We start from the raw sequence: 14,561 nt of genomic DNA, 5'->3' as shown, positions 1-14,561 counted from the left end.
CCTGCTCGGCGGCGTCCTCGGGCTCACCGTGCTCAACGTCGCGATCGCGGTCCTCTGGCGCTGACCCGCGGTGACGGTCGCGCCGCGGCCTCGGACCGCGGCGCGGCCTGACGACGGCTAAGGTCTGCCGCCATGGGTGTCGTCGGAGAGGTCCTGATCGGCGTCGTCGTGCTCGTCGGGCTGTTCGGGGTCGTCGTCCAGGTGCTGCCCGGCGGTCTGCTCGTCGCCGGTGCCGTCATCGCCTGGGGTGTGATCACGGGCGGGGCGGCCGGCTGGACCGTGGTCGCCGTCGCGGTCCTCGCGACCGGGCTCGCCGCCGTCGGCAAGTACCTGCTCGCGGGTCGGCACCTCCAGCGACGCGGTGTGCCGAACAGCACGCTCGTGTGGGGCGGGCTGCTGGGCGTGGTCGGATTCTTCGTCGTCCCCGTCGTCGGTCTGCCGCTCGGGTTCGTCGTCGGCATCTACGCGGCCGAGTGGGTCCGGCTGCGCGAGCACGGGCCCGCCTGGAAGGCCACGGTCGTCGCGCTGCAGGCCACGGGCGTGACGATCCTCGTCGAGCTCGCGGGTGCGCTCGTCACGACCGCCGCGTGGGGCGCCGGGCTCGCCGTCACCTGACCGGACCGCCCGTCCGCGGCACGGTGCTCGACCCCCGTGCCGCCCGTCGGCGGGACGCCGCCCGGTGCCTCCCGCCTGTGCGCGGCGGTCCCTCGGTGTCGGTGGCGACGCCTACGCTTGTCCTGTCATGACATCGCTGTTCGAGAGCCTCTCCCTGCCCGTGCCCGGTGGCGCCGTCCCGTCGCGCCGGACGGCCGGTGAGCCGTCCGGTCTGCCCGCCGTCGTGCCGCCGCGCGGCGAGGCCGACGCCGCCCAGGAGCGCGACGCCCGACGCCAGGAGCGTGCGGACGCGCTGCTCGTCGGGCTGAACCCGCAGCAGAAGGAGGCCGTCGTCCACAGCGGCGGCCCGCTGCTCATCGTCGCGGGCGCCGGCTCGGGCAAGACGCGCGTGCTGACGCACCGCATCGCGCACCTGCTGGCCACGCGCCGGGCGCGCCCGGGCGAGATCCTCGCGATCACGTTCACCAACAAGGCCGCGGCGGAGATGCGCGAGCGCGTCGAGCACCTGGTCGGGCCGTCGGCCCGGAACATGTGGGTCTCGACGTTCCACTCGGCGTGCGTGCGGATCCTGCGGCGCGAGGCCGCGACGCTCGGGCTCCGGTCCAGCTTCTCGATCTACGACGCCGCCGACTCGCAGCGGCTGCTCACGCTCGTCGCGCGCGAGCTCGACCTCGACCCCAAGAAGTACCCGGCGAAGGCGCTGTCGGCGAAGATCTCCGCGCTCAAGGACGAGCTCGTCGACCCCGAGACGTTCGCGGCGACGAACGGCGGGGGCGCGGCGAACGACTTCGACACCGCGCTGGCGCAGGTCTACACGCGCTACCAGGCGCGGCTGCGGCAGGCGCAGGCGCTCGACTTCGACGACCTCATCATGTCGACGGTCCACCTGCTGCAGGGGTTCCCGGCGGTCGCCGAGCACTACCGGCGGCGGTTCCGGCACGTGCTCGTCGACGAGTACCAGGACACCAACCACGCGCAGTACGTGCTCGTGCGCGAGCTCGTCGGGCACAGCGGCTCGGCGGCCGGCGCGGACGGCGATGAGGTGCCGCGCGGCGAGCTCACGGTCGTCGGCGACGCCGACCAGTCCATCTACGCGTTCCGCGGTGCGTCGATCCGCAACATCCTCGAGTTCGAGGCCGACTACCCCGACGCGCGCACGATCCTGCTCGAGCAGAACTACCGCTCGACGCAGACGATCCTGTCCGCCGCCAACGCGGTCATCAGCCGCAACCCCGGCCGCAAGCCCAAGCGGCTGTGGACCGACTCGGGGCAGGGCGCGCAGATCGTCGCGTACGTCGCGGACACCGAGCACGAGGAGGCGCGCTTCGTCGCGCAGGAGATCGACCGCCTCGGCGACTCCGACGGCGTGCGGCCCGGGGACGTCGCGATCTTCTACCGCGCGAACGCGCAGTCCCGCGCGCTCGAGGAGGTGCTGATCCGCGTCGGCCTGCCGTACAAGGTGGTCGGCGGCACGCGCTTCTACGAGCGCAAGGAGATCAAGGACGCGGTCGCGTACCTGCGCGCGATCGCGAACCCCGACGACGACGTCAACCTGCGCCGCATCCTCAACGTGCCGAAGCGCGGGCTGGGGGACCGGTCGGAGGCGATGGTCGCGTCGTTCGCCGAGCGTGAGCGCATCTCGTTCGGCGCCGCGCTCGACCGGCTCGACGAGGTGCCCGGGCTGGGCACACGCGCGATCACCGGGCTGTCGTCGTTCGCGGGGATGATGTCCGACCTGCGCGTGCTCGCGTTCCAGGGCGCCGGCCCCGCCGAGGTGCTCGGGGCCGTGCTCGACCGGTCGGGCTACCTCGCCGAGCTGCGGGCCAGCGAGGACCCGCAGGACGCGTCGCGCGTCGAGAACCTCGCCGAGCTGCACGCCGTCGCGACGGAGTTCGAGCAGAGCGACCCCGACGGCGACCTCGCCGACTTCCTCGAGCGCGTCTCGCTCGTCGCGGACTCCGACCAGATCCCGACCCCCGACGGCGGGGACGACGCCGACGGGGACGCGCCGCGCCAGCCGGACCAGGGCGTCATCACGCTCATGACGCTGCACACCGCCAAGGGCCTCGAGTTCCCGGTCGTGTTCCTCACGGGCATGGAGGACGGGACCTTCCCGCACATGCGCTCCCTGACGGACACCGACCAGCTCGCCGAGGAGCGCCGGCTCGCCTACGTCGGGCTGACCCGGGCGCGCGAGCGGCTGTACATCTCGCGCGCCGCCGTCCGGACCGCGTGGGGTGTGCCGAACGAGTTCCCGCCCAGCCGGTTCCTCGACGACCTGCCCGAGGAGCTCGTCGACTGGCGGCGGCGCGAGTCGTCGACGTCGTCGCTGCGCGGCGGCTGGGGCTCGGGCTTCGGGTCCGGCGGTTACGGTTCCGGCCGCGCCGGGTCCGGCGGCTACGGCTCGGGCTCCGGGTCGGGCGGCTACCGGTCCGGCGGGCGGACCGAGCGGGCGAAGGAGACGAAGCCCAGCCTGCCGTCGACGGGTGCCAAGTTCGGGTCGGCGACGCCGCGCGGCGACGTGCCGACGCTCGCGATCGGCGACCGCGTGACGCACGACGCCTACGGGCTCGGCACGGTCGTCGGGCTCGAAGGCGCAGGGCCGAACGCCGTCGCGAAGGTCGACTTCGGCACGGAGGGCACCAAGCGGCTGCTGCTGCGCTACTCGCCCGTCACCAAGCTCTGACGCGTCGCCGTGCCGCGGTGTGCCGACTCACGCCTGGCAGGCGGGCCCGGCTCGCCGGCCTGACGGAAGGTTGCGCGGTCACGCGGGTTGCGCGGGTCCCACGGGTCACGTACCGGCGGGGCCTCGACGTCCTCACACGTCGCCGCGCTGTCCCGCGCGTGGCAGACGGACCGGACGTCGACGCACCGAGCCGGTGCGACCGACAGGTCGCCGCGACTGCCGCCGGCGGCGTCTCGCGGTGGGTGCATCCCGGGACCGCCGGAGCCGGCCGCGCTCCAGGACGCTGCACGCGTGCGGCGGACCACCAGGACGGCGAACGCGCCGGCCGCGGCTCCGACGTCCCGCGGTGACGGCCGACCGCCGACGCCTCCACCGTCGTCGCGCACGTCGCTGCTCCTGACCGCCCCGTGCTCAGGCGGCGTCGGCCCAGGTGGCCTGCACGGCACGCTCGACGGCGTCGCGGTCGACCCCCGCGGCGAGGAGCGCCCGGCCGGAGCCCGCGGTGTCGAGACGCGCGGCCGCGAGCAGGAGGTGGCCGGTGTCGATCCGGCGGTGCTTGAGGCGGAGCGCCTCGCGCAGCGACACCTCGAGCAGCTTCTTGGCGTCGGCGTCGAACGGCAGGTGTCCCCGGCGTCCGCCGGGAGCGGGTGCGTCGAGCGCGCCGGCTCCGAACGTCGCCTCGACCTGCTCGCGCACGGCGTCGAGGTCGATCCCCAGGCCGGCGAGGGCCTCGGCGTCGAGGGTGTCGGTGGACTGGGCGCGGACCGCGCGCTCGAGGGTCGCGGGCTCGACGCCGACGCGGGCGAGCGCGCGGTGCGCGACGGCGTCCCCGTGCGCGACCGTGCCGAGCAGCACGTGCTCCGAGCCGATGTGGTCGGCGCCGAGCCGGCGGGCGACCGTCTGGGCCTGCTCGACGGCGACGCGGGCGTCGCGGGTGAAGCGCTCGAACATCAGGGGTACCTCTTCCCGTACTTCTTGTGGACGGCCTGCCGGGTGACGCCGAGCGCGTCGGCGATGTGCTGCCACGGCCACCCGAGCCGGCGCGCGCGCTCGACGTGGAGCGCCTCGAGCCGGTCGGCGAGGACGCGCAGCGAGCGGACGGCGCGCAGACCCTCGGCAGGGTCGTCGCCCGCGGCGGCGGTCAGGAGCTCGCTGGACATGGCGTCAACTTACGTTGACGCTGCCTGAGTGTCAACCGATGTTGACGTGCGAGCCGGTGGTCGTGCGCCGCCGCACCGGACCGCTCGGCACGCGTGAGCGAGCCGTCGGCGCTGAGGGGAGACGGGCGCGGGCGCGCCGGGCATCAGCCGCGGACGAGAACCGGCCGGGCCGGGTCGACGTTGTCCACCACGACGGTCGCGCGGTCCACGGGGGCGACCTCGGCGAGGTAGAGCAGCTGCCCGTCCCGGTACCGCGCGTTCACCGGGTCGTCCGGGTCCGCCGGGCAGCCGTCCCGCACCGCCATCCGCGCGAACGTCACGTCGAACGGCACCCGCAGGAAGACGGAGAAGTCCCACCACGCGGCCAGCTCGGGACGGTGCAGGAAGATGCCGTCGACGACCAGGACCGCGTCGTCCGGCGCGGTCCGCAGGGGCGCGTCGAGGGACCGGTCGGAAACCACGTCCCGCACCGCCGTCCGGTATCGGCGCGAGCCGCCCGGTGCGAACGGCGCCAGCAGCTCGCGGTCCAGCGCGTCGTGATCGTACGAGTCCCGGTAGAACCCCTCCGGCGAGCGTCGCCCTCGCGCGTACCGGTCGACGGCCGCACGGTGGAAGCCGTCGACGGACGCGCGGACGACCGTGCGGCCCCGAGCGCTCAGCGCGCCCGCGAGCTCGTCGGCCAGGACCGTCTTGCCCGCGCCGTCGACGCCGTCGACCCCGACCAGGACCGGCCGCCCGAGCATCGTGGGATCGGGCACGCGGACGGCGAGCTCGTCGAGCAGGCGGACGCGGACCTCGGTCGGGGCGGGGTGCGGCGGCATGCTCGCGACCGTACCGGCGACGCGCGCATGTCGGAGGTGCGCGGCACCGTGGGGGCATGGACGCAGGCGGGACGCGCGACGACGAGGTGCGGGAACGGCTCGCGGACGTGCGGCGGGAGGCCGAGCGTCGCCTGGACGCGCTGCGTGACGAGCACACCGCCGTCGTCGACGCGTCGCGCGACAGCAACGCCGACGACGAGCACGACCCCGAGGGCGCGACGATCGCGTTCGAGCGCGCGCAGGTGGACGCGCTCGCGGCGGCGGCGACCGAGCGGCTGGCGGAGGTCGACCGCGCGCTGCGGCGGCTCGACGACGGCACCTACGGCACGTGCGCGTCGTGCGGTCGACCCATCCCGGCCGAGCGCCTCGCGGCCCGCCCGACGGCGACGACGTGCGTGACCTGCGCGGCCGGCGGGCGACGCTGACGGCCGGAGTCCGACGCCGACGCGGTGACCGGGGACGTCACGCACGCCACATCTCTCGATGTGAAGATATCTCCGCCCGAAGGCTACGATCGGCGACGGCGCTGCGGCCGGACCGTGGTCGCGCCAGGCCGGTCGGACGAGAGGAACCGGGACCGAAGTGGACCTGTTCGAGTACCAGGCACGTGACATCTTCGAGAAGCACGGGGTGCCCGTGCTCGGCGGCATCGTCGCCACGACTCCCGACGAGGCCCGCGACGCGGCGTCCCGCCTGCTGCCCGCCGAGGGTGGCGTCGTGGTCGTCAAGGCGCAGGTGAAGACCGGCGGCCGCGGCAAGGCCGGTGGCGTCAAGCTCGCCCGCTCCGCCGACGAGGCCGCCGAGAAGGCCGGCGAGATCCTCGGCATGGACATCAAGGGCCACACCGTGCACCGCGTGATGATCGCGGCGGGCGCGAAGATCGCCCAGGAGTTCTACTTCTCCCTGCTGCTGGACCGCGCCGAGCGTCGCTACCTGGCGATGGCGTCGGTCGAGGGCGGCATGGAGATCGAGCAGCTCGCGGTCGAGCGCCCCGAGGCGCTCGCGAAGGTCGCGGTCGACCCGCGCACGGGCATCGACCAGGCGAAGGCCGACGAGATCGTCGCCGCCGCGGGCTTCGCGCCCGAGCTGGCCGGCAAGGTCGCGGACGTGCTCCAGAAGCTGTGGCTCGTCTACAAGAACGAGGACGCCACCCTCGTCGAGGTGAACCCGCTGGTCCTCACCGAGGACGGCGAGATCGTCGCGCTCGACGGCAAGGTCACGCTCGACGCGAACGCCGACTTCCGGCACCCCGACCACGAGGCGCTCGAGGACAAGGCCGCCGCCGACCCGCTCGAGGCGCGCGCCAAGGAGAAGGACCTCAACTACGTCAAGCTCGACGGCGAGGTCGGCATCATCGGCAACGGCGCGGGGCTCGTCATGAGCACGCTCGACGTCGTCGCGTACGCCGGCGAGGCGCACGGCGGCGTCAAGCCCGCCAACTTCCTCGACATCGGCGGTGGCGCGTCGGCCGAGGTCATGGCCGCCGGGCTCGACATCATCCTCACGGACCCGCAGGTCAAGTCGGTGTTCGTCAACGTCTTCGGCGGCATCACGGCCTGCGACGCGGTCGCCAACGGCATCGTCGCGGCGCTCGAGATCCTCGGCGACGAGGCCTCGAAGCCGCTGGTCGTCCGCCTCGACGGCAACAACGTGCTGGAGGGCCGCCGCATCCTCGCGGACGCCGGCCACCCGCTCGTCACGCTCGCGGACACGATGGACGGCGGCGCCGACGAGGCCGCCCGCCTGGCCCACACCGCCGCCTGAGACCCTCGAGAAGCAGAGAGAAGCAGACAGACATGGCGATCTTCCTCACCGAGGCGTCCAAGGTCATCGTCCAGGGCATGACCGGCTCCGAGGGCACCAAGCACACGACGCGCATGCTCGCGTCGGGCACCAACGTCGTGGGCGGCGTCAACCCGCGCAAGGCCGGGACGACGCAGTCGTTCGGTGACGTCGACGTCCCCGTGTTCGGCTCGGTGGCCGAGGCCATCGAGAAGACGGGTGCCGACGTCTCCGTCATCTTCGTGCCGCCGGCCCACACCAAGGGCGCGGTCGTCGAGGCCGTCGACGCGGGCATCCCGCTCGTCGTCATCATCACCGAGGGCGTCCCGGTGGCCGACACGGCCGAGTTCTTCTCCTACGCGCAGGAGAAGGGCGTCCGGCTCATCGGCCCGAACTGCCCCGGCCTCATCAGCCCCGGGAAGTCGAACGTCGGCATCATCCCCGCGGACATCACGGGCGCCGGCAAGGTCGGGCTCGTGTCGAAGTCCGGCACGCTGACCTACCAGATGATGTACGAGCTGCGGGACTTCGGGTTCTCGACGGCCATCGGCATCGGCGGCGACCCGATCATCGGCACGACGCACATCGACGCGCTCGCCGCGTTCGAGGCCGACCCCGAGACGGAGCTCATCGTCATGATCGGCGAGATCGGTGGCGACGCCGAGGAGCGGGCCGCGGCCTACATCCAGGCGAACGTCACCAAGCCGGTCGTCGGCTACGTCGCGGGCTTCACCGCCCCCGAGGGCAAGACGATGGGCCACGCCGGCGCGATCGTGTCCGGCTCGTCGGGCACCGCGCAGGCGAAGAAGGAGGCCCTCGAGGCCGCCGGCGTCAAGGTCGGCAAGACCCCGTCGGAGACCGCCGCGCTCGCGCGCGAGCTGCTCACGCGCTCCTGAACGACCTCACGGAACCCCCGCACCCGCTCCTGGGTGCGGGGGTTCCGTGCGTCCGGGTTCCCGCGCGCCCCGTGACCCCTCGGCACGGCCACGAGTGACCGACTCGCCGGGCCGAGGTGCCGGGTGAGACGTCCGGCTCCGGCGACGATGTCCGGATGAGCGCCGCAGGACCGCGGACGGGCCGACCGCCCGCCACGACGACCCGACCGGGCCGCCGGACCGTCCTCGGAGGCGCTGACCGGTCCACCTTCTTCACGAGCGCCCTCGACGGCGCCCCGCGCTGGGCGACGGGCGCGCTCGCGGCGCTGCAGGCCGCCGTCCTGTCGCTGGCGGCGCTGACGATCCCGTCGGTCGCGGCGTTCGTCGCGACGTCCGCCGACCCGAGCAACGCGGGTGTCGCGTGGCCGCAGGCCGTCGGTGTGGGGGCCGCGGTCTGGCTGCTCGGGCACGGCGTGCCCGTGACGGTCGCGGGCACGGCCGTGACGCTCGTGCCCCTCGGCGTGAGCCTGCTCGCGCTGTTCACCTGCTACGCCTCGGCGCGACGCTCCGGTGTCGCGACCCGGTCGGCCTACGCGGCCGCGGTCGGCGCCTACGCCGCGGCCGCCGGGCTCGTCGCGCTCCTGGTGGGCGGCGGTGGTGGGGCCGCCGCACGTGCGGTCGTCGGCGGTGCCGTGGTCGGCGGCCTCGGGCTGGGGGCGGGGCTGCTGCGACGTCCGGAGGCGCCCTCGCTGCGTGCGCTGACCCGGCCGGCGTGGTCGCGCGTCGCGCCGTGGGCGCGCGTCGGCGGCACGGGGGGCGTGCTCGCGGCCGCGCTGCTGGTCGCGGTGTCCGCGCTCGTCGTGACGCTGTGGGTCGTCGCCGGTCGCGCGACCGTCGGCGACGTCGTGCGTGGTCTGAACCTCGACGCCGTCGGGGGTGTCGTGCTTGCGTTCGCCGAGCTCGCGTTCCTGCCGAACCTCGTCGTCTGGGCGCTCGCGTGGCTGGCCGGTCCCGGGTTCGCCGTGGGGCTCGGCAGCCGCTTCTCCCCGACGGAGGTCGTACCCACGCCGCTGCCCGCGGTCCCGCTGCTCGGGGGTCTGCCGTCACCCGACCTCGTCGGCCCGGCCACCGCGGGTGCGCCGGTCGTGCTGGTCGTCGTCGGCCTCGTCGCGGGCTGGTACCTGCACCGACGCGTCCGTCCGACGACCGGCTGGCACACCGTCGCCGCGTGCGGGGTGACGGCCGCGACCGCCGGCGTGCTCGTCGCGACGCTGGTCACGCTCGCGAGCGGTGCCGCCGGGCCCGGTCGCATGGCGTCGGTCGGTGCGCACGGCTGGGCGGTCGGCGGGGCGGTGGCACTCGGCGTCCTCGTGGGGGCCGCGCTCGTGGCGCTTCCGGGGGACCCGTTCGTCCGAGCGGGCCTCCGGCGTCTGCTGCGCGTCCCGGACCGGGACGGCGCGCTCCCCGACGAGGACTGACCTCCCGGGGCGTCAGCCCGCGTCGCTGCCCGGCGTGGGGCGCTGCAGCCCGTCCGTGAAGGCGCGCTCGCACTGCTTCTGCGCGGTGACGGTCAGCGCGCCCGCCATGCAGTCCTCGCGCTCCTGCAGCAGCGGTGAGATCGACAGCGCCGTCAGCACCGCGAGCGACCACACGGCCGACATCGTGACGAGCACCGCGAGCATCGCGGGCAGCCCGCCGCGGGCGCGCGCCCGGACCGCGGTCACGAGGGCGCGGACGCCGAGCACCAGACCGGCCAGGGCGAACAACGCAGCCGCGATGCGCCACGGCATCGGGAGCGTCGCGACCAGCACGGACCCGAGCAGCAGGACGCCCACCGTGCGCGACTGCTCGGCCGCCTTGAGCGTCCCGGCCGGGTCCGGAGGTGCCGCGGCGGCCTCGCGCCGCTCGGCCTCGGTCGGGACCGGACGCAGGACCGTCGACGACCCGGCGAGGTCCGTCCCGTGAGCGTCGGGAGCGCTCGTCGACGCGTCCGCGGCGGGCGGCCCGTCGGACGTCGGCGCGCTGCCCGGGCGGGCCGCGGAGGGGTCGACGTGGTCGGGCCCGGCGGCCCGCGGTCGGTCCTCGGGCGGTGCGTACGGGTTGCTCACCCCCGCATTGTCACCCACCGCGGGCGCGCACGGCACGGTCGCCCGCGGTCGACGGCCCGGCCACCAGGGCTGTCACGGGCGGCGCGCGGGCGCGGGTAGGGTCGGCGCGTGACGCCGCCCGCCGACCCCACCGCCACCCGTCCCGGCCCGCAGGACGACCGCCCCGCCACGCGCAGCGCGGGCCGGCTCGTCGTCCTCGTCTCGGGCACCGGGTCGAACCTCGCGGCCCTGCTCGACGCGCACGATGACCCCGCGTTCGGCGCGCGCGTCGTCGGCGTCGTGTCGGACCGGCCCGGGATCCGTGCGCTCGACATCGCGCGCGAGGCGGGCGTCCCGACCGCGGTGGTGTCGCTCAAGGACTTCCCGGACCGGGCGGCGTGGGACGTCGGCGTCGCGGAGGCCATGGCCGTGTTCGCCCCCGACCTCGTCGTCGAGGCCGGGTTCATGAAGATCCTCGGTGCGCCGTCCCTCGAGCGGTTCGGCGGTCGCATCATCAACACCCACCCCGCGCTCCTGCCGTCGTTCCCCGGCGCGCACGGGGTCCGCGACGCGCTCGCGTACGGCGTGAAGGTCACGGGGTGCAGCGTCATCGTCATCGACGAGGGCGTCGACAGCGGCCCGATCCTCGCGCAGGAGGCCGTCCCGGTGCTGCCCGGCGACGACGAGGCGTCGTTGCACGAGCGGATCAAGGTCGTCGAGCGGCGGCTCCTCGTGGAGTGCGTGGGACGGATCGCCCGCGAGGGGTTGCGGGTCGACGGCCGGACGGCGGTCATCGGCGGCTGAGCCACCTCCCCGGCGGTGCGCCCGGCCGGTCGCCGGGCCGCTGGACCGCCCGCCGGTGCCCGGTAGACTCGTCCGCGGTCGTGACTGGCGCAGGTGGGTGCAACCACCGGGGAGCGGCCGCAGTGCCCCCGCCACGCACCGCCCGCCTGGGTGCCTGGGTCCCTGAACCGACCCACCCGACCGGGAGCTGCCGATGTCCTCCGCGCCTGCCACCCCCGCCGCCTCCATCGCCCCGTCCGACGACGCCACGCGCCGTCCCGTCCGCCGCGCGCTCGTCAGCGTCTACGACAAGACCGGCCTGACCGAGCTGGCCGCCGCGCTGCACGCCGCGGGCGTCGAGATCGTGTCGACCGGCTCGACGGCGGCCACGGTCGCCGCGTCCGGCGTGCCCGTGACGCGCGTCGAGGACCTCACCGGGTTCCCCGAGTGCCTCGACGGGCGCGTGAAGACGCTGCACCCGCGCGTGCACGCCGGGATCCTCGCCGACACGCGGCTGCCCGAGCACGTCGCGCAGCTCGAGGAGCTGGGCGTCGCACCGTTCGAGCTGGTCGTCGTCAACCTCTACCCGTTCACCGCGACCGTCGCGTCGGGTGCGAGCCCCGACGAGTGCGTCGAGCAGATCGACATCGGCGGCCCGTCCATGGTCCGCGCCGCGGCCAAGAACCACCCGAGCGTCGCGGTCGTCGTCGACCCCGCGCGGTACGACGACGTCGCCGCGGCCGTCGCGGCGGGCGGCTTCACGCTCGCAGAGCGTCGCCGCCTCGCGGCGCAGGCCTTCGCGCACACCGCCGCGTACGACGTCGCCGTCGCCGGCTGGTTCGCGTCGGACTACGCGCCCGACGAGCCCGCGACCGACGACGCCCCCGCGTTCCCCGCCTTCGCCGGCGCGACGTGGACGCGGTCCGACGTGCTGCGCTACGGCGAGAACCCGCACCAGGCGGCGGCCCTGTACGTCACGGCCGACGGAGCGGCGGGCCGTGGCCTCGCGGGCGCGCGGCAGCTGCACGGCAAGCAGATGTCGTACAACAACTACGTCGACGCGGACGCGGCGTGGCGCGCGGCGCACGACCACGACGCCCCCGCGGTCGCGATCATCAAGCACGCGAACCCGTGCGGCATCGCGGTCGGCGCGGACGTCGCCGACGCGCACGCGAAGGCCCACGCGTGCGACCCGGTGTCCGCGTTCGGCGGCGTCATCGCGACCAACCGGACGCTGACCGTGCAGGCGGCGGAGCAGATCGCGCCGGTGTTCACCGAGGTCGTCGTCGCGCCGGACTTCGAGCCCGAGGCCGTCGAGGTGCTGACCCGCAAGAAGAACGTGCGCCTGCTGCAGGTGACGCCGCTCGACGCCGCCGCCGTCGCGACCGAGCAGCGCGCGGTCACCGGCGGCCTGCTGGTCCAGCAGGTCGACCGTGTCGACGCCACCGGCGACGACCCCACCACGTGGACGCTCGCCGCGGGCGAGGCCGCCGACGACGCGACGCTCGCCGACCTGGTGTTCGCGTGGCGCGCGGTGCGCGCGGTCAAGTCGAACGCGATCCTGCTGGCCGACGGCGGCGCGTCCGTGGGCGTCGGGATGGGGCAGGTCAACCGCGTCGACTCGTGCCGCCTCGCCGTCGAGCGGGCCAACACGGGCGACGTCGAGCGCGCCCGCGGCGCCGTGGCGGCCTCCGACGCGTTCTTCCCGTTCGCCGACGGGCTCCAGGTGCTGCTCGACGCCGGCGTGCGCGCGGTCGTGCAGCCCGGCGGGTCCGTGCGTGACGAGGAGGTCGTCGCGGCGGCGCAGGCCGCGGGCGTGACGCTCTACCTGACGGGCACGCGGCACTTCGCGCACTGACGCCGACGACGCGGCGCCCGCCCGCTCGACGGACGGCGCCGCGTCGTCGCCCCGCGACCTCGGAGGGTCGACTGCTGCGGGCCTACCGCCGGGGTCGACGGCCGCCGGCCGACGGCGGCGGTCCCACGGCTGCGGGCCGAGCGGTTGAGGGCCGGCGGATCAGACGAGCGCGGCCTCGCGCAGCCCGCGCCCCGCGTCGCGCGCGGTCTCGCGGTCCAGCACGGGCAGGGCCTCGCCGCCGAACAGCCGGCGAGCCGCGCCCACGTCGCGCGGACGGTCCACCGTGAGCACCGCGCTGCACGTCCCGGTGCCCGGGCGGAACCACAGCACGCTCCAGCCCGCACCGTCGGCCGGGTCCCCGCGCAGCTCGACGTCGTCGTCCGGGCCGGGCAGGCCGAACAGCGCGAGCTCGTGCCCGAGCTGCGTCGAGAACACGTACGGCGCGGGGTCGTCGACAGGGCCGCCGACGCCGAGCAGGTCGGCCGCGAGGACCGCCGGGGTGCGCAGGGCGCCGTCCCAGTGGCCGCCGGGCACCCAGCCGTGCCGGGCCGACCGGCGCAGCGTGACGTCGCCGACGGCCCGCACGTGCCGCGGCGCCCCGACGACCGCGAGCGTCCCGTCGACGCGCAGGGCCCCGTCGGGCTCCCGCGGCAGGGCGTCGCCGACCCACGACGTCGCCGGCCGGGCGCCGACGGCCGCGAGCACCGCGTCGGCGACGAGCTCGGTGCCGTCGGCGAGCAGGACCCGGTCGGGCCGGACGTCGACGACCTGCGCACCGGTGAGCAGTCGCACGCCCGCGGCCGCGTACCAGGGTGCGGTGAGCGCGCCGACGTGCGCACCGAGCGCGGCGGACAGCGGCGTCGACGCGGCCTCGACCACGGTGACGTCCCCGCCGGCGGCGGCCACGACACCCGCGACCTCCGCCCCGATCCAGCCCGCACCGACGACGACGAGCCGACGCCCGGCACCCACGACCGCGCGGAGCGCCTCGGCGTCGGCCCACGTGTGCAGCGTGAGCGCGGCCTGCCACCCGGCTGGAAGCGTCGCGCGGGCCCCGGTCGCCACGACGACCGCGTCGGCCGTGACCTCCCCGTCGTCCGTCGCGACCGCGGGGCGCTCGCCGCCCACCCGGAGGCCGCGGGCCGGCCTGGCGAGGTGCACCTCGTCGGCGAGCGCCACGAGGTCCGCGCCGACCTCGTCCGTGAGCCAGGTCGGTGCGGGACGGTCGAGCAGGTGCTTGGACAGCGGGGGGCGGTCGTACGGGGCGACGCCCTCGCGGCCCAGCACCACGACGCGCCCGTCGAACCCGTGCTCGCGGAGCGCGGCCACGGTCTGCGTTGCGGCGAGGCCCGCCCCGACGACGAGCACGTCGCGCGGGGGGACCTGCGCGGCGTCCGCCGCACCGGGGGCCGTCCGCGCGGCGCTGATGTGCTCGGACGCGGCGGCGGGGGTCCAGGACGTCACCCGCGCAACGGTAGTCTCCCGTCGGGAGGCTGATCGATGGTGCAGGAGCGGGTCGGACCGCAGTGGCCGCGGATGACGCACGAGTCGTCGTCGGCCGAGCCCGACGTGCCGCCGTCGACCGGTCCGATCCCCGTCGAGGAGGCGCCCCTCGACCCGCGCGCGATCGCGCGCGCCTCGCTCGACGCCGCGCGCAACGCGTCGTTGTGGTGGACCAGCGCCGGTGTGTTCGTCTCCGTCGTCGTCGCGTTCGTCGTCGGCGCGACCGCCGGTGCCTACACGCTCGCCGGGGTCATGGCGGTGTGCGGCGTCGTGCGGGCGGTCCGGCCCTCGCCCGGCCCGGTCGCGATCTCCGTGCGGTCCAAGCCGATCGACCTGGTCGTGCTGTTCGGCGGCGCGCTCTGCCTCGCCGTCCTCGCGCACTCGCTGCCGC

14 protein-coding genes and 1 riboswitch are annotated in these 14,561 nt (G+C 75.5%); of the genes, 9 read left to right on the top strand and 5 right to left on the bottom strand.

Annotated features, from left to right (window positions below; translation table 11 throughout):
• The first annotated feature begins 132 nt into the window (after positions 1–132).
• Both OMK64_RS18780 and pcrA read left to right on the top strand, forming a co-directional pair.
• Positions 133–615 (top strand): DUF456 domain-containing protein, encoded by a 483-nt coding sequence (locus OMK64_RS18780; RefSeq protein ID WP_272729882.1) that lies wholly within the window; start codon positions 133–135, stop codon positions 613–615.
• 127 nt (positions 616–742) lie between these two features.
• The gene (gene pcrA, locus OMK64_RS18775; RefSeq protein WP_272729881.1) at positions 743–3,301 is read left to right on the top strand and encodes a DNA helicase PcrA; all 2,559 of its coding nucleotides are present in this window, start codon (positions 743–745) and stop codon (positions 3,299–3,301) included.
• Between the two features lie 411 nt (positions 3,302–3,712).
• Here pcrA and OMK64_RS18770 read toward each other — a convergent pair whose 3' ends face one another.
• The 3 genes from OMK64_RS18770 to OMK64_RS18760 all read right to left on the bottom strand — a co-directional run bounded on the left by OMK64_RS18770 (position 3,713) and on the right by OMK64_RS18760 (position 5,282).
• Entirely contained in the window at positions 3,713–4,252 is a 540-nt protein-coding gene (locus tag OMK64_RS18770; RefSeq protein WP_272729880.1) for a Clp protease N-terminal domain-containing protein, read from the bottom strand.
• Positions 4,252–4,461: an RNA polymerase subunit sigma-70 gene (locus OMK64_RS18765; RefSeq protein WP_272729879.1), complete on the bottom strand. Its 210-nt coding sequence runs from the start codon at positions 4,459–4,461 to the stop codon at positions 4,252–4,254. The genes OMK64_RS18770 and OMK64_RS18765 overlap by 1 nt, the downstream gene beginning before the upstream one ends.
• A 143-nt stretch (positions 4,462–4,604) precedes the next feature.
• Positions 4,605–5,282 (bottom strand): nucleoside/nucleotide kinase family protein, encoded by a 678-nt coding sequence (locus tag OMK64_RS18760; RefSeq protein ID WP_272729878.1) that lies wholly within the window; start codon positions 5,280–5,282, stop codon positions 4,605–4,607.
• A 56-nt stretch (positions 5,283–5,338) separates the two neighbouring features.
• Here OMK64_RS18760 and OMK64_RS18755 point away from each other — a divergent pair, with 56 nt between their 5' ends.
• From OMK64_RS18755 to OMK64_RS18740, 4 genes are all read left to right on the top strand, one after another.
• Positions 5,339–5,707, top strand: a complete 369-nt coding sequence (locus OMK64_RS18755; protein WP_272729877.1) for a TraR/DksA family transcriptional regulator — start codon at positions 5,339–5,341, stop codon at positions 5,705–5,707.
• A 157-nt stretch (positions 5,708–5,864) separates the two neighbouring features.
• Complete coding sequence (gene sucC, locus OMK64_RS18750) at positions 5,865–7,046, top strand: ADP-forming succinate--CoA ligase subunit beta (protein WP_272729876.1); 1,182 nt, start codon at positions 5,865–5,867, stop codon at positions 7,044–7,046.
• Between the two features lie 32 nt (positions 7,047–7,078).
• Positions 7,079–7,960, top strand: a complete 882-nt coding sequence (gene sucD / locus OMK64_RS18745) for a succinate--CoA ligase subunit alpha (RefSeq protein ID WP_272729875.1) — start codon at positions 7,079–7,081, stop codon at positions 7,958–7,960.
• A gap of 155 nt (positions 7,961–8,115) precedes the next feature.
• Positions 8,116–9,417, top strand: a complete 1,302-nt coding sequence (locus tag OMK64_RS18740; RefSeq protein WP_272729874.1) for a cell division protein PerM — start codon at positions 8,116–8,118, stop codon at positions 9,415–9,417.
• A gap of 12 nt (positions 9,418–9,429) precedes the next feature.
• On the opposite strand, the gene OMK64_RS18735 is transcribed toward OMK64_RS18740, so the two are convergent.
• A complete protein-coding gene (locus OMK64_RS18735; protein WP_272729873.1) occupies positions 9,430–10,047 on the bottom strand; it encodes a hypothetical protein in 618 nt (205 codons plus the stop codon).
• A 108-nt stretch (positions 10,048–10,155) separates the two neighbouring features.
• On the opposite strand from OMK64_RS18735, the gene purN reads away from it, so the two are divergent.
• Complete coding sequence (purN, locus tag OMK64_RS18730) at positions 10,156–10,830, top strand: phosphoribosylglycinamide formyltransferase (RefSeq protein WP_272729872.1); 675 nt, start codon at positions 10,156–10,158, stop codon at positions 10,828–10,830.
• Positions 10,831–10,900: 70 nt separating this feature from the next.
• A riboswitch (ZMP/ZTP riboswitch) is annotated at positions 10,901–10,989 on the top strand.
• A gap of 34 nt (positions 10,990–11,023) precedes the next feature.
• A complete protein-coding gene (gene purH, locus OMK64_RS18725) occupies positions 11,024–12,667 on the top strand; it encodes a bifunctional phosphoribosylaminoimidazolecarboxamide formyltransferase/IMP cyclohydrolase (RefSeq protein ID WP_272729871.1) in 1,644 nt (547 codons plus the stop codon).
• A gap of 159 nt (positions 12,668–12,826) precedes the next feature.
• On the opposite strand, the gene OMK64_RS18720 is transcribed toward purH, so the two are convergent.
• Positions 12,827–14,131 carry an NAD(P)/FAD-dependent oxidoreductase gene (locus tag OMK64_RS18720; RefSeq protein ID WP_272729870.1) on the bottom strand — a complete coding sequence of 435 codons (1,305 nt, stop codon included), beginning with the start codon at positions 14,129–14,131 and terminating at the stop codon, positions 12,827–12,829.
• A gap of 36 nt (positions 14,132–14,167) precedes the next feature.
• Between OMK64_RS18720 and OMK64_RS18715 the strand changes: the two genes are divergently transcribed.
• Positions 14,168–14,561: DUF3017 domain-containing protein (locus tag OMK64_RS18715; RefSeq protein WP_272729869.1), on the top strand; the 394-nt coding region annotated here is incomplete at its 3' end.

The sequence above is a fragment of the Cellulomonas fimi genome (assembly GCF_028527925.1).
Lineage (GTDB): Bacteria > Actinomycetota > Actinomycetes > Actinomycetales > Cellulomonadaceae > Cellulomonas > Cellulomonas fimi_C.
This window is presented reverse-complemented; position numbering and strand designations above follow the sequence as displayed.